The organism is Herbidospora sp. NBRC 101105, assembly GCF_030269205.1.
Taxonomy (GTDB): Bacteria; Actinomycetota; Actinomycetes; order Streptosporangiales; family Streptosporangiaceae; genus Herbidospora; species Herbidospora solisilvae.
Genome location: NZ_BSSX01000002.1, coordinates 199185 through 218929, shown reverse-complemented (window position 1 = coordinate 218929; position 19745 = coordinate 199185). Strand labels below are relative to the sequence as shown.

The following is a 19745-nucleotide window of genomic DNA, read 5'->3' as shown; positions in this document are numbered from 1 at the left end:
CGATCTAAAGGCCCACAGTCCTTCCGTTACGGCTCCCGCCTGGCCGGCCCCGCCCGCCGTCCCCGGCCGGGCCGGTGACCGGCGCCGACCGGTCGCGCACGGGCCGCACCGTCACGGCCACAACCCGCGCTTGAGCGCCGCCAGGTGCTCGACGGCGATTCGCTGTTGCTCCGACGGAAGGTCGGGCCCGCCGAAGGCGTGGTAGAAGCCCGGGTAGTTGTGCAGCTCGACCGGCACCCCGGCCTGCGCCAGCCGCAGCCCGTAGAGGATGCCTTCGTCACGCAGCGGGTCCAGGCCCGCCGTGGAGATGTAGGCGGGGGGCAGCCCCGACAGGTCCGTCGCCCGAGCGGGCGCGGAATACCCCGACGCCGCCGCACCCCCCAGGTAGAGACGCCAGCTCTCCAGCGCCAGCCCCCGGTTCCAGATCGGCGCGTCGGTCAGGGTGAGCATGGACGAGGTGTCGAGCCGGTCGTCGAGGGCCGGGGTCGCCAGGTGCTGGAACACCAGCGGCGGCCCGCCCCGGTCGCGGGCCAGCAGCGCCACCCCCGTCGCCAGCGCCGCGCCGGAGCTCGCCCCGGCCACGCCGAGCCGTCCGGCGTCCACCCCCAGAGCGCCGGCCTCGGCCGCGAGCCATTCGAGCGCCGCGTAGGAGTCCTCCAGCCCGGCCGGGTAGGGGTGCTCCGGCGCGAGCCGGTAGCCGACCGCCACCACGACCGCGGAGGCGTAGGCCGCCGCCTGCGCCGCCGCCTGGTGCACGTGGTCGACGTTCCCGAGGACGAACCCGCCGCCGTGCAGCCACAACGTCGCGGGCAGCGGCCCGGCCACGCCGCGCGGGCGGTAGACCCGCACGTGCACCGGCGCGGCGGGCTCGGTCACGTCCACGGAGTCGAACCGCGGCAGCGCGGCCAGCGGTTGTGGACGGGTTCCGGCGCGGTCGGCGACGGCGTCGGTGAGGGTTCCGCTGATCGGCATGGTCACGCCTCCAGTGACAGGGCCTGTGACGGGCAGAGGTCGAGGATGTCCCGGAAGCGCTGCTCGTCCCCTTCCGGCACCTCCGGATCGAGCACTTCGACCAGCCCGAGCTCGGACTGGTCGAAGCGGTCGGGCGCGGACAGCACGCACTGTCCCGCGCCCAGGCAGCGTCCTTGGTCGGCGCTGATACGCATGTGTGACTCCTGTTCACCGTTCCTGTTCACCAGGTGACGGGCAGTTCCCAGACACCCTGGACGCCGCCCGCCTCCTTGATCGGCAGGTCGGCGAGGTCCCTGGCCAGCCGCAGGCCGGGCAGCCTGCGGAAGAGCGTGCCCAGCGCGATCTCCATCTCGGCGCGCGCCAGGTTCTGGCCGATGCACTGGTGCACGCCGTGCCCGAAGGACACGTGGTGCCGCGCGCCCCGGTCGACCGCGAACGCGGCGGGGGAGGGGAACGCCTCCCCGTCGCGGTTGGCGGTGGCGATGACGACCACGACCCCGTCGCCGGCCCGCACCTGATGCCCGGCCAGGTCGGCGTCGGCGGTGGCGAACCGGGCGATGCCGTCGGCGATGGCCATGAAACGCAGCAGCTCCTCGACCGCCGTCGGCAGCAGCCGGGGGTCCGACCGCAACGCGGCGAGCTGGTCGGGGTGCTCCAGCAGGGTGACGACGCCGAGCGCGATGGCGCTCGCGGTGGTCTCGTGGCCGGCCACGAGCAGCAGCAGCGCGATGTCGACCAGCTCGGCGCGGGTCAGCCCGCCGGTCTCGACCTGCTCGGCGATGAGCGTGTCGAGCAGCCCGTCGCCGGGCTCGCGCTGCTTGCGCTGGATCAGGTCGTCCAGATAGGCCTTGAGCTGCGCGAACGCGTCGGCGCTCTCCTCCAGGGTGGTGCTGCCGGTGACCACCCGCCGCGACTGGTGCTCGAAGAACGCGTGGTCGGCGTACGGCACCCCGAGCAGTTCGCAGATGACGATCGAGGGCACCGGCAGCGCGAAGTCGGGCACCAGGTCGGCGACCGGGCCCTTGGCCTCGATCTCGTCGAGGAGCCCGTCGACGAGGGTCTGGATGCGGGGCCGCAGCGCGTTCGTCTTCTTCACGGTGAAGCTCGACAGCAGCATGCGCCGCTGCGCGGTGTGCTCCGGCGGGTCCATGCCGATGAAGTTGCGCACCTTGCGGGCCGACTCGAACCGGGGCGCCAGCGCCGGGTAGTGCGGGTGCACCCGGTCGGAGGAGTAGGTGGCCGGGTCGAGCAGCACCTGCCGCGCCTCGGCGTGCCCAGTCACCGCCCACACCTCGCGCCCGTTGTAGAGGCGCACCTTCGACACGGGGGCGTAGTCGGCGTATCCGGACGCCGGGTGGAAGGGGCAACCACGGGCCTGCGGGTACTCCGGCAGAACGGTCATTCGGCCGCCTCCTGAAGGGGCTTGGCAGCGGGCGCGGGCGGCCGTGGGGTCCGGTCCTGCCGGGACACGCTGAACCGCCGCACCGCCGGGGTCTCCACGAACGTGAACAGCGCCCACGCCAGCACCAGCGCGACCGCGAGGGCCAGCACCAGCAGCCCCGCCCCCGCGAGCGGCGTCAGGTCACGGCCGTCGACCAGGTACCGGTGCAGGTAGGTGACGGTCAGGCCGTGCACCATGTAGAACGCGAACGACCACTCCCCGAGCCGCACCAGCGCCCGCCCGCGGAACGGCGAGCGGGTCAGCTGGAGGTCGGCCCGCGCGGCGGCCACCACCAGCGGCGTCAGCCAGATGGCCGCGGTGCCCGCGATGCCCCACAGGTAGGGCACGTTCGCCTGCACCACATAGCCGCCGACCGCGACCAGCAGCGCGGGCGCCAGCCCGAACCGGGGCCAGGCCCCCTCCAGCGCGAGCCGCGCCGCGACCACGCCGAGCACGAACTCGGCCGCCCGGACCGGCGGGAAGAAGTACACGAACCAGATCTGCTCGAACGACAACGTCCCGTCGGAGATGAACGGCAGCGGCTGGCCGCCGATCAGGTACACCGACACCAGCGGCACGAGCAGCGTCACCGCCACCAGCGCGCCCGCCGTGATCCACAACGCGCGGGCCGAGAAGCGGTTCAGCAGCCGCAGGATCCACGGGAAGGTGAGGTAGAAGAACAACTCGCACGACAACGACCAGCTCACCGAGTTCATCGTGTTCGGCACGGTGAGGTCGGGGATCCACGCCTGGAGCAGGAACAGGTTCGCGAGCGTGCCGGTGGTGGTGAAGGCCTGCGCGGTCAGCAGCATCAGCGCCCCGGCCACGGCGAAGGTGACGAGGTGGTTGGGGAAGATCTTCACCACGCGCCGCCGCCACACCTTCGGCGCGGTGTCGCCGGGCCGTGCCGACCAGGTCAGCACGAACCCGCTGAGCACGAAGAAGAAGGTGACGCCGTAGAAGCCGGCGCTCTCGAAGACCGGGGTGTCGACGAACTTGGTCTGCCAGGTGGTGTGGAAGGCGAACACGAGCAGCGCCGCGAGGAAGCGCAGCCCGGTCAGCGACGGGAGCCGCGCGCCACGGGTCTGTTCAGGTGAGCTGGTCATGAGAGTGAGGCTGGCAGCGCGTTATTGGCCGGGTCTAAAGCCGTTCTTGTGCCGGTTCGCGAGCGGCGCGGGCCCGTCGCGGCACCGCCTCCAGCAGCGACTTCGTGTACGGATGGGCGGGCCCCGCGAACACGTCCTCGACCGGCCCCGACTCGACGACGACGCCGTCCTTCATCACCATCACCCGGTCGCAGACCTCGCGGACCACGGCCAGGTCGTGCGAGATGAACAGGGTGGCCAGGCCGAGTTCCTCCTGGAGGCGGCGCAGCAGGTCGAGGACCTGGGCCTGCACCGACACGTCGAGCGCCGACACCGGCTCGTCGCAGACCAGCAGCCGGGGCTTCGGCGCCAGGGCGCGGGCGATGGCCACCCGCTGGCGCTGGCCGCCCGACAACGCGGCGGGCCGCCGGTCGAGCAGGTCGGCGGTCAGGCCGACCCGCTCCAGCAGGACCACCGTGCGGTCGGCCCGCTCGGCGCGCGGCACCCCGCTCGCGGCCAGCGCCTCGCCGACGATCCGCGCCACCGGCCAGCGCGGGTCGACGGCGCTGAGCGGGTCCTGCGGCACGAGCTGGATCGTGTGCCGCCGCGCCCGGCGGGCCCGTTCCGGCACGCCGCTCCAGGGCCGGCCGTCGAGCAGCACCACGCCCTCGTCCGGTTCGGCCAGGCCCAGCACGACGCGGGCCAGCGTGGTCTTGCCCGAGCCCGACTCGCCGACCAGGCCGAGCGTCTCGCCCGGCCGCAGCGTGAAGTCGACGCCCGCGACCGCCGTGCGGCCGGCGAAGCGCTTGACCACTCCGGTGACGTCGAGCAGTGGCTCGCCTTCCGAGGGCCGGCCGCGGTTCGTGCGGGGCCGGCCGCCCGGCACGGCGGCGAGCAGTTCCTTCGTGTACGCGTGCTGGGGGTCGTCGAGCACCCGGTCGGTCGGGCCGGTCTCGACGATCACGCCGTGCCGCATCACCGCCACCTCGTCGGCCAGCGCCTCCACCACCGCGAGGTCGTGGGAGATCAGCAGCAGCCCGGTGCCCTGCTCCTTCAGCTCGTTCAGCAGGGCCAGCACCCGCGCCTGCACGGCGGCGTCGAGCGCGGTGGTCGGCTCGTCGGCGATCAGGATGCCCGGCTCGGCCGCGATGGCCGAGGCGATGAGCGCACGCTGGCGCAGCCCGCCGGAGAGCTGGTGGACGTACTGGCGGGCGCGCTCCTCCGGATCGGGCACGCCGACCCGGGTGAGCAGGCCGACCACCCGTTCGCGGGCCCGGTTCCTGGGCACGGTGCGGTGCGCCAGCAGCGACTCGGTGATCTCGGCGCCGATCGGGCGCAGCGGGTCGAGGGCGACCAGCGCGTCCTGGGAGACCAGCCCGATGTGCCGGCCGCGCACTCTGCGCCATTCACGCGGGCCGAAGTTCTGGGCGTCCTGCCCGGCGACGCGCAGCTCCGCGGCGGTAACCGTGGCGGTCGGCCCGGCCAGCCCGAGGAGCGAGCGGGCCAGCGCCGACTTGCCCGAGCCCGACTCGCCGACCAGGGCCAGGCAGCGGCCCGGCTCCAGCCGCACCGACGCGTCGCGCACGGCGTGCACGCGGCCTGAGGCGAACCGGACGTTGAGGTCTGTGGCCTCGACGAGACTCATGAGGCGTACCGTCCCTCGGATCGGTTCTGGGCGTGGCGACCGGCGACGGTCACCGCGATGACGGTCAGGACGAGCATCAGGCCGGGGAACAGCGCCGCCCACCACGCCAGGTGGAGGAAACCCTGGCTCTCGGTGAGCATCGCCCCCCACTCGGGCGTCGGCGGCTGCGCGCCGAGACCGAGGTAGCTCAGCGCCGCGCCCGTCGAGATCGACACGCCGAGCGTGACGGTGGCCAGCACCAGCAGCGGCCCGAACGTGTTCGGCAGCACGTGCCGCAGCACCACCAGCGGCCGGGGCACCCCCAGCCCGATGGCCGCCTCGACGTAGCCCGACCGGCGCACCACGAGCGCCTGGGCGCGCACGACCCGGGCGAAGCCGGGCGCGATGCCCACGGCCACCGCTAGCGTCGCGCCGACCACGCCCTTGCCGGTGATCAGCACGACGAGCAGGGCCAGCAGCAGGCCCGGCAGCGCCAGCAGCGCGTCGGCGACCCGCATCAGCACCGCGTCGCCGAACCGGCCCGACAACGCCGCCAGCAGGCCCCACACCACGGCGATGAGCAGCCCGCCCACGGTCGCCGCCGCGCCGATGGCCAGCGAGTGGCGGGCGCCGTGCACGACCCGGGTGAAGACGTCGCGGCCGAGCTGGTCGGTGCCGAACAGGTGCGCGGAGTCGGGCGGCAGGAAGGTGGCGAGCGGATCGGTCGCGGTCGGGTCGCCCCCCGCCAGCAGCCCGGGGAAGAGGGCCGCCACGACGAGCAGCACCAGGAACGCCGCCGCGGTCACGACGCCCACGTGTCTCATATCGCCTGCACCCCCGTCCTCCTGCGCAGGCGGGGGTCGACGACGGCGTACAGGAGGTCGACCAGCACGCTCACCGCGACGAACACCACCGCCGACAGCGCCACCACCCCCTGCACGACCGGCAGGTCCCGGTCGCCGACCGCCTGGAGGGTGACGCGGCCGATGCCGGGCCGGGCGAACACGTTCTCCACGATCACCGCGCCGCCCAGCAGCGTGCCGGTGAACCAGCCCGCCATGGTCAGCGCCGGCAGCGCCGAATGGCGCAGCGCGTGCCGGTAGCGCACCGCCGTCTCGGGCACGCCGCGCGCCCGCGCGGTCACCGCGAACGGCTGGTCGAGGGCGGCGAGCAGGCCCTCGCGCATCACCTGGCTGAGCACGGCCGCGATCGGCAGCGCCAGCGTGATCGTGGGCAGCACCAGCGACGCCACGCCGCCGGTCTCCGACACCGGCAACCAGCCGAGCCGGAACGAGAAGATCGTCAGCAGCATGATGCCGAGCCAGAACGACGGCGTGGACACCACCACGAGCTCCACCGCCGCCGACACCCGGCGCGGCCAGTTCCGCCGCCCCGAGGTCGCCACCGTCACCAGCACCGCCAGGAGCGGGGCCAGCGCGGTGGCCGCCAGCGCGAGCTGCACGGTCGGCCAGAGCTGGTCGGCCAGCACCGTCGCCACCGGCTGCTGGAGCTGGTAGGAGTCGCCGAACCGGAACGTCGCCAGCCGCACGACGTAGTGGAGGTACTGCACCACGAGAGGCTGGTCGAGGCCGTACTCCGCGCGGATCCGCTCGTGCTGCTCCTCGGAGACCAGCGCGTCGGAGCCGACGATGGCGTAGACCGGGTCGCCCGGGATGAGCTGCAGCACCAGGAAGGCGCAGGTGGCCGCGGCCCACACGACGAGGGCCGCGCTCACCAGCCGGGTCAGCACACCCCTCACGGGGCCTCGACCCAGGCGCCGTAGAACTCGGGGTGCGCCGAGATGCCCAGCCGCAGGTCGCGCACCTTCTTGCTGGCCCCGAGGTTCTGCGTGTCGACGTAGGTCGGCACCACCACCGCGTTGTCGATCGCCCACTTCTGCGCCTTGGCGTACTCGGCGGCGCGCTGGGCCGGCTCCTGGGCGGTCTGCGCCGCCGTCAGCCACGTGTCGACCTCGGGGTCGGTGACCTGGGCGAAGTTGTGGCCGCTGTTCTTGGACGTCTGGTCGGAGAAGAAGAAGTGGCTCAGGATGTCGCCGTCGCCGCGGGCCCATGACAACTCGACCACGTCGTAGCGGCCCTCGTCGAGGCGGCCGCCGATCTCGATCGCGTCGGTCGAGGCGAGCAGCTCCAGGTAGATGCCCGACTTCTTCAGGTCGCCCTGCACCGCCTGCGAGAACGTGCTGGCCTCGCCGTAGATCGGGGCGACCACGGTGAGCCGCTTGCCGTCCTTGGTGCGGTAGCCCTCGGCGTCGCGGCCGGTCCAGCCGGCCTCGTCGAGCAGCTTGGCCGACAGCGCCGGGTCGGGCGGCCAGGTGTTCTCCAGCGAGGCGTCGTAGCTGGCCGGGGTGGTCGGCGAGAGCGGGCTCCAGGCGCGCTGGTAGAGGCCCTGGAACACCGACTTCACGAGCGTGTCGATGTCGATGGCCCGCTGGAAGGCCCGCCGCACCCGCACGTCGGAGAACAGCGTGCCCTTCGTGTTCAGGTAGAAGGCGTTGACCGCCCCCGGCACCTGCTTGTCGAGCACCTGCAGGTTGGGGTCGGCCTTGAGCAGGCCGAGCTGGTTGGCCGGGATCGCGCTCGCGGTGTCGACCTGGCCGGAGGTCAGCGCCCCGACCCGGGTGGCCGCCTCGCCGATGAACCGGACCTTGAGGGTGTCGAGGCGGGCCGGTCCGCTGTGCCCGGCGCTCTTGGGCGCCCAGTCGTAGTCGGGGTTCTTGGTGTACGTCCGCTCCTGGCCGCGCACGTAGGCGCCCGACTTGAACGGCCCGGAGCCGACCGAGCCGTCACCGGCGGCGCACAGCTTGTCCGACCCGGCCTTGAGCGTGGCGGGGGAGGCGATGCCCAGCGCCGTGGTGCTGGCGGCCTGGAGGAACGGCACGTAGGGCCGGGTGAACTCGATCTTCACCTGGTTGGGGGCGACGACCGACACGCCCTTGTAGGGGCCGAGCAGCCCGGCCGCGTACTGCGAGTTGGTCTCCTTGGCGGTGATGTGGTCGAAGTTGGCCTTGACCGCCTCGGCGTCGAGCTTGGCGCCGTCGTGGAAGACGACGTCCTCGCGCAGCGTGAACGTGTAGGACTTGCTGTCGGGGCTGATCTCCCACTTGGTGGCCAGCCACGGCTCCAGCGCGCCGTCGGGCGTCTGGTAGACCAGCGAGTCGTAGACCGGGCGCTGCAGGAACGAGGTGACGTCCTGCGCGCTGACGTGCGGGTCCCAGCAGTCGGGCTCCTCGTTCACGGCGTGGGTGAGGGTGCCGGAGGTGGCGGGCTTGGCCGCCTGGCCGCCGCCGCCCCCGCCGGTGTTCTGCGTGCCGCACGCGGCGAGGGCGATAAGGACGACGGCCGCCAGTACGGCACGTGATGGAGGCATGGGAACTCCAGAGACGTTCGAAGTGCGATCGTTCGAACTATCGGGAGTGCCGCTAAAGCGGGGCTGAAACCACGATCCGCGCGGCCTCGGCCAGGAGCCGGAAGGACCGCAGCCGGTCGTCCTGCGACGGCACCACGGTCAGCGCCATCAGCTCGTCGGCCCCGGTCTCCCCGATCAGCCGCTCCAGCTTGCTCGCCACCGTCTCCACGCCGCCGATGAGCTGCGGTTCGACGATGCCCCGCACGAACTCCCGTTCGGCCGGCGACCAGCGGTGCGCCGCCGCCCGCGCCGCGGCCGGGAACACGTCGAAGTGGGGCGAGGTGCGCATCAGGACCTTGCCGAGCAGGTAGGAGGATGCCGTGGTGAGCGCCTCGTCGTCGGTGGGGGCCACGGTGACCAGCGCCGCGATCAGGGTGCGCGGCCGGTCGAGGTCGGCCGAGGGCCGGAACGCGTTCCGGTAGGCGGCCAGCGCCGCCGCCGTGTCGCGCGGGTTGATCTGGTGCGCGTACGCATAGGGCAACCCCAGCGACCCGGCGAGCGCGCCGCTGCCGGGGCTCGACCCGAGCACCCACAGATCGGGCCGCGCGTCGGCGGCCGGGACCGCGACGATGCCGGTCGACCGGTCGGCCGGCGCGAAGTAGCCGCGCAGCTCGCCGATCTCCCCGGCGAAGTCGGCCGCGCCCTCGGGCGAGCGGCGCAGCGCCCTGGCGGTGCGCGGGTCGGTGCCGGGGGCCCGCCCGAGTCCCAGGTCGACGCGGCCCGGGTAGAGCGCCTCCAGCGTGCCGAACTGCTCGGCCACCACGAGCGGCGCGTGGTTGGGCAGCAGCACCCCGCCCGACCCCACCCGCAGCGTCGTGGTCGCCGCCGCCAGCCGCCCGGCCAGCACGGCCGGGGCGGAGGTGGCCAGGCTGGTGGTGTTGTGGTGCTCGGCCACCCAGTAGCGCAGGTAGCCCAGCTCCTCGGCCTTCGGGGCGAAGGCGACGGTGTCGGACAACGCCTGGGTGGCCGAGCCGCCCTCGAAGACCGGGACGACGTCGAGAACGGATAAGGGCAGGGTCATGACAGGGCTCCTTCGGAGGAGGGCGCCGGCTCGGAGACGGGCTCGGCGGGGGCCGCCTCGGGCCTGCCCGGCAGCAGCAGCCCGGCGGCGAAGACCACGACCGCGGCGGCCACGGGCCACCAGAAGGCGTCGCCGAACGTGGCGGGGGTGGGCGCGGTGTGCGCGCCGCCGCCCTGGAGGATGAGCGCGACGACGGCGATGCCGAGCGAGGCGCCGATCTGGTTGAGGATGAAGACCGCGCCGGTCGCCCCGGCCACCGCGTCGCCGGGCACCGTGCGGTAGACCGAGCCCATCGTCGGCGCGCCGACCAGGCCGAGGCCGAACCCGGCGGCGAGCTGCGCGCCGGTCAGCAGCAGCTGCGAGGTGCCCGCGTCGGAGCTGGTGAACACCAGCGCGCCCAGGCCGATGAGCAGCGCGCCGACCGGCACCAGCCGCCGCGCCCCGAGCTTGTCGGCCAGGTTGCCCGCGACCGGCATGCCGACGAGCGTGCCCAGCCCGAGCGGGGCCAGCAGCAGGCCCGAGGCCAGCACCGACTCGCCGCGCACCTCCTGGTAGTAGAGCGGCAGCAGGAACAGCAGCGAGAACAGGCCGCCGCCGATGAGGAACATGGTGGTCACGCTGGCGCTGAAGCCCTTGCTGCGGAACAGCCGCAGGTCGAGCAGCGGCGTGCCGGTGGTGCGCAGCGCGTGGACGATGTAGACGGCGAACAGTCCCAGGCCGACGACCAGGCCGATCACCACCGAGGTGCTGCCGAAGCCCTCGGCCCCGGCCCGCGACAGGGCGAAGACGAGCGCGGCGAACCCGGGCGACAGGGTGAACACGCCGATCCAGTCGAGCGGCGCGGCCCCGCCGGGCGGGTCGGCCGGCAGCACGACCACGGCCAGGACGATCGCCGCGACCGCGAAGGGGATGTTGACCAGGAACATCCACTGCCAGCTGAGGTTGTCGAGGATCAGGCCGCCGACGATGGGGCCGACGACCGGGCCGAGCGTGATCGGGATGGAGATGAGCCCCATCACGCGGGCGATGCGGGCCGGACCGGCCGCGCCCGCGACGACGGTCATCATGATCGGGTCGACCATGCCGCCGCCGAGGCCCTGGAGGATCCGGAACGCGATGAGGCTCTCGGCGTTCCAGGCGAAGGCCGACAGCGTCGACCCGGCCAGGAACACGGTCAGGCCGAGCAGCCACATGCGCTTGGCGCCGAAGCGCACGGTCGCCCACCCCGCCAGCGGGATGGCCAGCGCGACCGCGAGCAGGTAGCCGGTGGTCACCCATTCGATGGTGGCCAGGGTCGCCTCGAACTCGGCGGTCAGCGTGCTGATCCCGACGTTGACGATCGTCGCGTCGAGGTAGGACATCATCCCGCCGAGCACCATCACGCCTATCAGCGTGAGCAGCGCGCGGTCGAGCCGGGCCGTGCCTGACATGACCACTCCTTTGAACCGGGGAGACAGTGAAAATGAACTGAGGAGTTCAATCGCCTGCCTGGGACGGTAGCATGGCCAAATGAGCGTTGGCGACACCGAGAAATCGACCTCCGACCGAGGGCGGCTGGACAAACGCCGGGCCATCGTGGAGGCCGCGCTACGGGTGTTCGCCCGCGTCGGCTACGCGCAGGCGAGCCTCGACATGATCGCCGCCGAGGCGGGGGTGGCGAAGCCGACCATCTACAACCACCTCGGTTCCAAGGAGAACCTGTTCCGCCACGTCATGACCGAGACCGCGGCGCGGGCCAACGGCAAGACGATGGAGGTCCTGGAGTCCTTCCCCGTCGAGGCCGACGGGCTGCGCCCCGGCCTCGAAGACGTCGCGGGCAAGCTCGTGGCCTGCTACACCGACGAGCAGTCCCAGGCCGTCCGCCGCCTCCTCTACGCCGAGGCGGTCCGCTTCCCCGACCTGTTCGACCAGGTCAGGGCGAGCGGCCCCGACCAGTTCATCGAGGCCCTGGCCGGGCGACTGGCCCGGCTGGCCAACGCCGGCCACCTGCGCATCGAAGACCCGGTCAGGGCGGCCAACCAGTTCATCGCCCTGGTCTACGAGGAGCTCCCCACGCTGAGCACCTTCGGCTCCCGCCCGCTCGACTCGCGGGACGCCGAGAAGGTCGCCGTCGCCGGGGTCGACACGTTCCTGCGCGCGTTCGGATCCTCGGGCGGGTCATGAGGCGTACCGGAGCTTGGAGAACTCCTTCGTGAGGGCCACCCGCTGGGGTGCGAAGCCGCCGTGGATGCGCAGCACCGACAGCAGCGTCCACAACCGGGTCTGCGCGAACGCCGACGGCGCGCCGTGCACGTCGTCGTGCTCCAGCACCCGCACCCCGCCGACCCGCTCGCGCAGCAGGGCGGCGTCGGCGGGCGGGATGATCTCGTCACGCAGGCTCGTCACGTGCGCGACCGGGATGCGCAGCGCCGACAGCTCCTCCGGAGTCAGCGCCCAGTCGCGGATCAGCGTGTAGACCTTGTCCGGGTCGGTCCCGGCGAGATGGGCCAGCGTCTCGGTGGTGATCCCGGGCACCCGCGCCTGCCAGGCCTCGTCGGTGAAGAAGTGGCGCAGCGGCGCGCCCGCGCCCACGACGCCCCTGATCCGGTCGTCGTGGAGGGCGGCGCGCAGCGCCAGATGGCCGCTGAAGCTGAGCGCCAGCAGGTAGGTCCTGCGGGTGTCGGCGCGGCCCTCGACCGCGTCGAGCAGGGCGGGGAAGAACCGCCAGGCGTCGGCGTCGTAGGGCACCGGGTTCTCGCCGACGCGGGGCATCTCGGTGACGATCCCCGCGAAGCCCAGCGCGTCGAGCTGCGGCAGCACCGCCGCCCACTGCTCCTTGACGGAGATGATGCCGCCGGTCAGCACCAGCAGCGGCCGGGGGACGGGGTCGTCCAGGCCGACCGTCCAGCCGGGGGCCGGGCCCTCCAGCGGCCTGATCGCCGGGAAGCCGGCCCGCCACCGGTCGAAGACGGCCCGGCTGCGCGCGGCGGCCTCCTGCCGGGCCGCGCCGTCGGCGTAGGGGAAGCGGGCCATGATGTAGTGGGCGTTGGCCTCCAGCGGGCGGTCGGCGGCGGCCAGCCGGTCGCCCTCGGCGCTCCACTCGCGCACCCACGCGTCGTCGTCGTGGATCCGGGCCAGGATCGCGGCCGAGTGCTCGGGCGGCATGCTCTGCGAGCGGGCGTGCGCGATCACGTAGTTCTTCAGCTCGTCCAGGTGGGTCATAGGGTCTCCAGGGCCTCTTTCACCTCGGTCAGCACGTCGGCGGCCTCGGCTCCGTCGATCACCCGGTGGTCGAACGCGAGGCTGAGCCGCATCACGGGCGCGACGGCGGGCGCGCCGTCCCGCACCACGATCCGGTCGGTGATCCGGCCGACGCCGAACGTGGTGGTGGTGCCGCCGACCGAGTGGAAGGAGTCGACCGCCCGGTGGCCGAGCGAGGTCACCGCGAACGTGCCGGTCAGGTGGGGGCGCAGGCGCAGCGACCGGGCGGCCTTGCGGAACCTCCGGCGGCCGAGGGCCCACGGCGCGGCGTGCAGCCGGCGTACCCCTTCGAAGTCCTTCAGCTTCTCGGGGTCGCCGTGGCGCACCCGCGTCAGATGGGCGTGGATGTCGGCGATGGCGGCCTCGTGGAGGTTCGGCACCACCGTGCCGAGCACGACCCGCCGCCCGTTGAGCGTGCGGTCGAGGGTGACCTTGCCGCTGACGAACGGATAGCGGGCCACCCGGGGGCGGAGCCGTCCCTGGATCGCCGCGTTGGCCTCCGGGTGCTTGGCCAGCACCCGCCCGGCGGCGTGCAGGACGTAGGCGGTGATCGCGTGGTGGTGGACGGCGCGGTGCGCCAGCACGGCGGTCATGTCGACCTCGGTGTCGAGGAAGACGGGGGAGAAGTCCCTGATGACCTCCAGGAAGAACAGCGTGTGCCGCCGCTCGCGGTGGGGCGGGACGCCGGTCACGACGCGGTCGCCAGTTCGTAGACCGCCGCCAGGCTGGGCGCCTCCAGCACCCGGGCGAACGGCAGCGGGCGGCCCGTCTGGCGCTCCAGCAGGGTGCAGAGCGTGAGCAGGTGCACCGAGTCCCACGTGTCGACCGTGTCGAGCGACCGGCCGAGGTCGTCCTCGGTGACCGGGAGGGCCAGTTCGTCGCGCAGCAGCGAGACGTACTCCTCGACGGAAATCATGGTTGGTGTCCTCCGAAATCGGCGCTGAGGCGGATGTGCGGCACCGGTTCCGGCGGCCGGGTCAGGTCGTGCCGGAACTCGGCCCCCGCCTCGTCGGCGTGCACGGTCGCGAACCCGGCCTCCGGATAGAAGCCGGCCACCCTGCCGTTCTTGGCGGTGCGCCGGTAGGCGGCCCGCACCTCGCGGGCGGCCGAGCGGCGGGCGTGCTCCAGCACCGCGCCCAGCACCGCCTGCTCGATGCCGCGTGCGAACACCCGGCAGCTCAGCAGGAAGTTCTCCACCCGCAGCACCGCGCCGTCGCGGCGCAGCAGCACCGCGCCGACGAGCCCGTGCTCGCCGAAGCGGTCGGCCGAGGCGATGGCGAGCACCCGGGCGTCCGGGTCGCCGGCCAGGTCGCGCACCTCGGCGGGCGACAACCGGCGGGTGGTCAGGTTGAACTGGTTGGTGCGCAGGGTGAGCTGGGAGACCCGGTCGAGCTGGGCGGGCGCGGCGGGGGCGAGCCGCACTTCCGTGCCGAGCTCGGCCAGGTAGCCCTCCAGGGAGTCGAAGCTCTCCAGGAAGCCGCGCCGGGCGCCCTCCTCGCGGTAGCGGGCCGGGCGGGCCAGGTCGTCGGAGGTGAGGCGGGGCACGTCGAACCAGCCGTCCCGCAGCAGCGCCGTGACGTGCAGCGCCGGTTCGTCGCTGAGGTCGACGACGGCGACGCCGGGCAGCTCGCGGCGCACCAGCCCGCGTTCGAAGGGGCTGTCGTCGGCGAACACGAAGCTGTCGGCGCCCAGGTTGAGGTCGGCGGCGAGCTCGGCCAGGTTGTCGTGCTTGGGCCGCCAGTTGGCCCGCACCTGGACGAAGTCGCCGTCCCGCAGCGTCATCCCGGGGTGGTCGCGCAGCACGCCGGCCACCGGCTCGGGGTCGTTCTTGCTGACCGCCGCCACCAGCACGCCCTGCGAACCGAGTTGCCGGACCACCCGCTGGAACCGGGTGAACGCCTCGCCCCGGTAGCCCTCGGCCACCTCGACGCCCTCCGGCCCCACCTCCCCGAGCACGCCGCCCCAGACCGTCTCGTCGAGGTCGAGCACCAGCACCTTCTTGCCCTGTCCGGCGGCCTGCCGGGCCAGGTGGCCGACCTCTCTGGCGTACGCGGCGAGCAGGTCGTCGGTCAGGTGGGCCTTGGCGTAGACGCTCTGCCGGGGGTCACGGGCGCGCACCCCTTCGGCGAGCAGCGGATCGAGGTCGACGACGGCCACCTCGGGGCGGTCGAGCCGCAGCAGCCGCGTGTTGGCCTCCCGCCAGGCCGCGCCGAGGGCGGCCCGTTCGCGCCGGTCGAGGAGCTGGGCGGTCAGCTCGCGGGGCAGCGGGAGGGTGTTGAGCACCAGCGTGGCCCCGTTCGCGGTCGACGCGAACGTCTCGGCCAGCTTCTCGATCAGCGCGATCTTCGTGTCGAGCACCCGGGCGGCGTCGTCGGCCCGCCAGGGCAGGGGCAACTCGGCGGCGACGATCTCGGGGCCGAGCACCGCCAGCGCGAACGCCGGGCCGCCGGCCTCGCCGAGGGTCGTGTAGAGATCGCTCGCCGGGTCGGCCAGGTCGCGCACCCAGGCGTCGAAGTCGGCGAGCGTGATGCCGGCCAGCAGGCCGTGCCGGGCCAGCTCCACGGCCAGCGCCGGGCGCAGCGCGGCCAGGGTGCCGTGCCCGGTGACGTACAGGGAGACGAGCGGCGTGGCCGGATGGGCGGCGAGCACCTCGGCGGGGTCGAGCCGGGCCAGGAACCGGCCGGCGCGCGGCAGCGCCTCGTCGGGCAGCTCGGCCAGCAGCCCGCGCACCGACGGCCACTCCGCGGGAGGCGGGAGGCCGCTCACGACGCGCCTCCTTCCAGCGCGAACCCGGCCTTGATCCACTTGCTCGACTCGATCGACACCCCGATCGCCCGCTCCCCAGGGGCCAGCTCGGCCAGCGCCCGCTCCAATTGCAGGAAGACGATGGCGTTGCCGCAGTTGCCCGCGTGGTCGACCACGGAGACCTCCCGGGCGGCCGGCAGCGCCAGCCGGTCGGTGATCAGCCGGGTCATCCGGCCCGAGAGCTGCGGCGGCAGCACCAGGTCGACGTCGCGGTCGGTCCAGCCGACGGCGCGCAGCAACTCCAGCAGCACCTCCTCGGTCATCTCGGGCACGTGCCTCTCGATCGCCTTGTAGTCCTCGGTCGCCGCCGGGCGGTCGTCGTCGCGGTCGGCGGGGCCGAACCACTCCAGCACCGCGCCGGGCTCCCGGCCCAGGCCGACCAGGCGGGTGAACAGGGCCCGCACCCGCGCCGAGCCGGGCGCGGGCCGAGCCGACACCACGGCCGCCCCCGCCGCGTCGCCGAACAGCACGTAGTTGACCAGCTCGGCCGGGGCCGCCCTGGTCAGGTCGCGGGTCACGTCGTAGAAGCGGGCGATCACGTCGCCGCCGAGCACCAGCACCGTCCCGGTCTCCCCGGCCAGCAGCAGCTGCCGGGCCACGTCGAGCGCCTGGACGGCCCCCGAGCAGCCCGACTGCAGCTGGAAGGTGCGCACCTGGTCGATGCCGAGCCGGTCGGCCACGACGTTCACGGTGGCCGGCATCAGCCGGTCGGGGGTCGCGGTGCCCAGGACGACGGCGTCCACCTCGCCCGCCGTCACGCCCGCCGCCGCCAGGGCGCGGGCCCCGGCGTCGGCGGCCAGGTCGGCGAGGGTCGTGACGACCTTGCCCGACTCCAGGTCGAGCGCGAGGTGGCGGGCGTGGGTGCCGATGAAGGCCTCCACCCACTGCTCCCACAGCGCGTCCATGCCGAAGCGCCGGGCCAGCGCCGCGTTGTCCACGGGCGGGCCGGGCAGCGCCGAGGCGGCCGAGAGGATGTGCATCGGCTCAGCCGGCGAGCAGGATGCGCGCCTCTGCCGAGGCCCGCACGCCGGTCATGCGCCAGGTGCGGAACCCGGTGAGGCCCTCGTACCTGCCGCCGGTGCCGGTGGCCGGGTAGTAGACCCACTCGCTGGTCCGCACGTCGTTGAAGTCGGCCCAGCCCTCGGCGTGGATGGTGCCGTCGGTCAGCGTGATGTCCTCGGTGTAGTAGGTCATCAGGCCGCCGTCGCCGGGGCGCACGTACTCGATCCGGAACGAGCCGTGGGAGGTGCCGAGGAGGTTGCCGTCCTCGTCGTAGATCTCGTCGTCGAACGTGCCGGTCTGCCCGATCTGCGGGTCGGCGACCGTGACGTCGTCGACCACCTTCACCACGATCTCCTTGGGCGCGCGGATCACGATCTGGTCGGCCATGATGAGGTCCTCTCGTCAGTCCAGGGGGAAGCGGGCCGGGGGTTCGCCCGCGATCAGGGGGATGCGGTCGCCCGCGCACTCCGGCAGGGGAGGCGGCGGAGGGCCGGGGAAGAAGCGCTCCACCGGGTGACCGCTCAGCACGGCCCAGAAGTCGTGCCGGGTCGTTGTCGCGGTGTTGACGGGGTCGTTGTCGCGGAAGGTGTAGGGGGCGTACGCCAGGCGGCGCGGGTCGGGCTGGGTGAAGCGGCCCCAGTGGCCGTTGTAGAGGTGGTCGTCGAGGACGTGCGCGCTGCGCAGGAGTTGGTAGGCGCCCAGGAACCGCAGCGGGTTCAGGGCGGCGGCCGGGCCCTCGGCGGTGACGGCGCCGTGGGGGGTGTAGCGGTAGCGGGCGGTGATCTCGCCTTCGGCGCCGACCAGGGCCGCCACCGAGCCCTGGTGGTCGGTCACGATCCAGTGGTGCGCTCCGCCGGGGGCCGTCAGGGCGATCGGCGTCCCGTCGGGCAGGCGCACCAGGTCGGTGGGCGCGCCGTCGTCCACGACGCGCAGCAGTCCGAGCTCCGACCAGGTCAGCACGTGGGTGACGGTCCGGCCGTCGACGGTGGTCTCGGTGATCCGGCGCGGGGCGCGCTGGTCGAGGCCGTCGTAGGAGACGTCCACGACCCGGACCCCGCCGAAGACGCCGGTGAGGGTCTGGTGGGTGGGGCTGTAGGCGAACGAGCCGGTCGGGTTGACCTCCTCGACGAAGTCGCCCGCGCCGTCGTAGGTGAACTCGGTGTCGCCGAAGCGGGTCACCTGCCCGGCCGCGTTGAGCGTGAAGGCGACCCGGCCCAGCCTGACCAGGTTGTGCGCGCGGTCGTAGGCGTACTCCGTCGTGCCCGCGCGCACCAGGCGGCCCAGCTCGTCGTAGGCGAACTCGACGGCCGCGCCGTCGATCTCGGCGGTGCGCAGCAGGCCGCCCTCGTAGGCGTAGCGGGTGGTCAGGAGCGGTTCGCCGCCGGGGCCGCGCACGGTGAGCGCGGTCCGGCGGCCCGACGCGTCGTGCTCGATCTCCTGTACGGCCGTCCCCAGGTCCACCCGGACCCGCCGGCCGGCGGCGTCATGGGTGAGGCGGGCGACGTGCCCGGCCGGGGTGGTCACCGTCGCGAGCCGCCCGAGGTCGTCGTAGGCGTAGGACGTGGTGCCGCCGGGGGTGGTGACGGCGAGCAGGTCGCCGTCGGGGGAGTGGTCGTAGCGCACCTCCTCGGCCGGTTCGCCGTCGGCGGTGCGGACCGACCGGCTGATCCGGGGGCCGCGGCCGGTCCGGGCCCAGATGTGGGCGTACGACCAGCCGGGGCCGGAGCGGCGGGTGATCCGGCCGAGGGCGTCGTGGGAGTACGCGGCCAGGACCGTGCCGGTCGCCTCGTCGACGACCTCGGCCAGGCGTCCGGCCGCGTCGTGGCGGTAGCCGACCGTGCGCCCGTCGCCGCCGGTGACGGCGGTGACCCGCGACAGGCCGTCGTAGGCGTAGCGGACCGGGCCGAGCGGCGCGGGCGGGGTGACCGTGGTCAGGTTCCCGGCGGCGTCGTAGCCGAAGGAGGTGGTGTGGCCGTTGCCGTCGGTGAACGTCAGCGGGCGGCCGTGCACCGGGTGGTAGGTGCGGATGTCGAGGGGTTCGTCCCGGCCGGGCGTCAGGGCGCGCACCGGGCGGCCCTCCTCGTCGGTGTCCAGCCGCAGTTCGCGGCCCGCCGGGTCGCGCAGGACGGTGCGCGGGCCGTACTCCGCGCCGCTCTCCTCCCCGGTGGGCAGCCGCAGCGTGGTCAGCCGGCCCTCGTGGTCGTACGCGCGGGTGACGACGCCGCCGAGGGGGTCGGTCTCCTCGTGGAGGAGGTCGTCGTCGGTCCAGGCCCAGCGGCGTCCGTCGCCGAGCGCGACCAGGCGGCCTTTCTCGTCGAAGTCGTGGACGGTCACCCGCCCGGCGGCGTCGGTCACCCTCGTGCGGCCGGGGGAGTAGGCGAAGGCGAGCCGGCCGCCGCCCCAGTCGAGCGTGGTCACCGCCCGCCCCTCGTACCCGAAGGTCAGCGTGCCGCCGGTGGGGTCCTCCAGGGTGGTCAGGCGGTCGTCGTCGTCCCAGCGGAAGAGGGTCGCCGCGCCGGCGGCGTCGGTGTGCCGGACGGGCCGTCCGGCCAGGTCGTACAGGAACACGGCGGCCTGTGCGCCCAGCGGGTCGACGATCTTCGTGATCAGGCCTCCGGTGTCGCGGTGCAGGGTGAAGACGCGCCCCTGGTCGTCGACGACGACGGGTTCGCCCGTCCGTCCCCGGACCGGCGCGGGGTCGAGCCGCCAGCCGGGCCCGAGCCCGGCCTCGTGCCGGGAGTCGCCCCGGTACTCGCTCACCAGCCGCAGATGGGCGCGGGTGCCCGCCACCACCAGCTCCAGCAGGCGCACGACCGGCGTGCCGTCGCGCAGGTCGACCAGCACCTCGGCGGCGTCGCCGAGAGGGACGCGGCGGACCGCGTGGCGGGCGTGGACGTCCCGGAGTGTGGACACAGGCTGTTCACCCCTCGAATCGGCCGGCATGGCGAGCCTCATCTTTGGCCCCGTTTCTAAAGCGCGACTTAACGCCCCCAGAATCCGGTTCGCGGCAATTTGCCGGGATGTTTCGTGCCCGGTCAGCGGGCGACGGGCCTCCGGCGAGGCCATTCCGGACAGGGACTATCCCGGTATTCCGATGGCGCGCTAATCGGGCGGGCCACGATGGTTGGT

Annotated in this window: 18 protein-coding genes; 1 reads left to right on the top strand and 17 read right to left on the bottom strand. The window is 73.6% G+C overall.

Annotation, left to right across the window (positions count from 1 at the left end):
* Positions 1 to 111: 111 nt before the first annotated feature.
* From QSK34_RS10070 to QSK34_RS10025, 10 genes are read right to left on the bottom strand one after another with little or no spacing between them, the layout of a single operon-like run.
* Positions 112 to 972: an alpha/beta hydrolase fold domain-containing protein gene (locus QSK34_RS10070; RefSeq protein ID WP_285582483.1), complete on the bottom strand. Its 861-nt coding sequence runs from the start codon at positions 970 to 972 to the stop codon at positions 112 to 114.
* Positions 973 to 974: 2 nt separating this feature from the next.
* Entirely contained in the window at positions 975 to 1166 is a 192-nt protein-coding gene (locus QSK34_RS10065; RefSeq protein ID WP_062343000.1) for a ferredoxin, read from the bottom strand.
* A 26-nt stretch (positions 1167 to 1192) separates the two neighbouring features.
* Complete coding sequence (locus QSK34_RS10060) at positions 1193 to 2374, bottom strand: cytochrome P450 (protein WP_285582478.1); 1182 nt, start codon at positions 2372 to 2374, stop codon at positions 1193 to 1195.
* Complete coding sequence (locus tag QSK34_RS10055) at positions 2371 to 3519, bottom strand: acyltransferase family protein (protein WP_285582476.1); 1149 nt, start codon at positions 3517 to 3519, stop codon at positions 2371 to 2373. The genes QSK34_RS10060 and QSK34_RS10055 overlap by 4 nt, the downstream gene beginning before the upstream one ends.
* A 34-nt stretch (positions 3520 to 3553) precedes the next feature.
* Complete coding sequence (locus QSK34_RS10050; RefSeq protein ID WP_285582474.1) at positions 3554 to 5143, bottom strand: dipeptide ABC transporter ATP-binding protein; 1590 nt, start codon at positions 5141 to 5143, stop codon at positions 3554 to 3556.
* On the bottom strand, positions 5140 to 5946 hold the full coding sequence (locus tag QSK34_RS10045) for an ABC transporter permease (protein WP_161483958.1): 807 nt from the start codon (positions 5944 to 5946) through the stop codon (positions 5140 to 5142). The genes QSK34_RS10050 and QSK34_RS10045 overlap by 4 nt, the downstream gene beginning before the upstream one ends.
* The gene (locus tag QSK34_RS10040) at positions 5943 to 6881 is read right to left on the bottom strand and encodes an ABC transporter permease (protein ID WP_285582469.1); all 939 of its coding nucleotides are present in this window, start codon (positions 6879 to 6881) and stop codon (positions 5943 to 5945) included. Before QSK34_RS10040 ends, QSK34_RS10045 begins: the two co-directional genes overlap by 4 nt.
* Complete coding sequence (locus tag QSK34_RS10035; RefSeq protein ID WP_285582467.1) at positions 6878 to 8509, bottom strand: ABC transporter substrate-binding protein; 1632 nt, start codon at positions 8507 to 8509, stop codon at positions 6878 to 6880. Before QSK34_RS10035 ends, QSK34_RS10040 begins: the two co-directional genes overlap by 4 nt.
* Positions 8510 to 8561: 52 nt before the next feature.
* Positions 8562 to 9569: an LLM class flavin-dependent oxidoreductase gene (locus QSK34_RS10030; protein ID WP_285582465.1), complete on the bottom strand. Its 1008-nt coding sequence runs from the start codon at positions 9567 to 9569 to the stop codon at positions 8562 to 8564.
* On the bottom strand, positions 9566 to 10999 hold the full coding sequence (locus tag QSK34_RS10025) for a DHA2 family efflux MFS transporter permease subunit (protein WP_285582463.1): 1434 nt from the start codon (positions 10997 to 10999) through the stop codon (positions 9566 to 9568). Before QSK34_RS10025 ends, QSK34_RS10030 begins: the two co-directional genes overlap by 4 nt.
* 79 nt (positions 11000 to 11078) lie before the next feature.
* Between QSK34_RS10025 and QSK34_RS10020 the strand changes: the two genes are divergently transcribed.
* A complete protein-coding gene (locus QSK34_RS10020; protein WP_161483962.1) occupies positions 11079 to 11732 on the top strand; it encodes a TetR/AcrR family transcriptional regulator in 654 nt (217 codons plus the stop codon).
* Here QSK34_RS10020 and QSK34_RS10015 read toward each other — a convergent pair.
* The 7 genes from QSK34_RS10015 to QSK34_RS09985 are packed head-to-tail and all read right to left on the bottom strand — an operon-like array spanning position 11727 to position 19529.
* Complete coding sequence (locus QSK34_RS10015; RefSeq protein WP_285582462.1) at positions 11727 to 12770, bottom strand: alpha/beta fold hydrolase; 1044 nt, start codon at positions 12768 to 12770, stop codon at positions 11727 to 11729. The two genes, QSK34_RS10020 and QSK34_RS10015, sit on opposite strands and share 6 nt — an antisense overlap.
* Complete coding sequence (locus QSK34_RS10010; protein ID WP_285582461.1) at positions 12767 to 13501, bottom strand: 2-oxo acid dehydrogenase subunit E2; 735 nt, start codon at positions 13499 to 13501, stop codon at positions 12767 to 12769. The genes QSK34_RS10015 and QSK34_RS10010 overlap by 4 nt, the downstream gene beginning before the upstream one ends.
* The gene (locus QSK34_RS10005) at positions 13498 to 13725 is read right to left on the bottom strand and encodes a hypothetical protein (protein ID WP_285582459.1); all 228 of its coding nucleotides are present in this window, start codon (positions 13723 to 13725) and stop codon (positions 13498 to 13500) included. The genes QSK34_RS10010 and QSK34_RS10005 overlap by 4 nt, the downstream gene beginning before the upstream one ends.
* On the bottom strand, positions 13722 to 15575 hold the full coding sequence (locus tag QSK34_RS10000) for an HAD-IIIC family phosphatase (RefSeq protein WP_285582457.1): 1854 nt from the start codon (positions 15573 to 15575) through the stop codon (positions 13722 to 13724). Before QSK34_RS10000 ends, QSK34_RS10005 begins: the two co-directional genes overlap by 4 nt.
* The gene (locus tag QSK34_RS09995) at positions 15572 to 16594 is read right to left on the bottom strand and encodes a 3-oxoacyl-ACP synthase III family protein (protein ID WP_285582455.1); all 1023 of its coding nucleotides are present in this window, start codon (positions 16592 to 16594) and stop codon (positions 15572 to 15574) included. Before QSK34_RS09995 ends, QSK34_RS10000 begins: the two co-directional genes overlap by 4 nt.
* A gap of 4 nt (positions 16595 to 16598) precedes the next feature.
* Positions 16599 to 17003: an allene oxide cyclase barrel-like domain-containing protein gene (locus QSK34_RS09990; RefSeq protein ID WP_030454064.1), complete on the bottom strand. Its 405-nt coding sequence runs from the start codon at positions 17001 to 17003 to the stop codon at positions 16599 to 16601.
* Between the two features lie 15 nt (positions 17004 to 17018).
* Positions 17019 to 19529, bottom strand: a complete 2511-nt coding sequence (locus QSK34_RS09985) for an RHS repeat domain-containing protein (protein WP_285582452.1) — start codon at positions 19527 to 19529, stop codon at positions 17019 to 17021.
* Between the last annotated feature and the right edge of the window lie 216 nt (positions 19530 to 19745).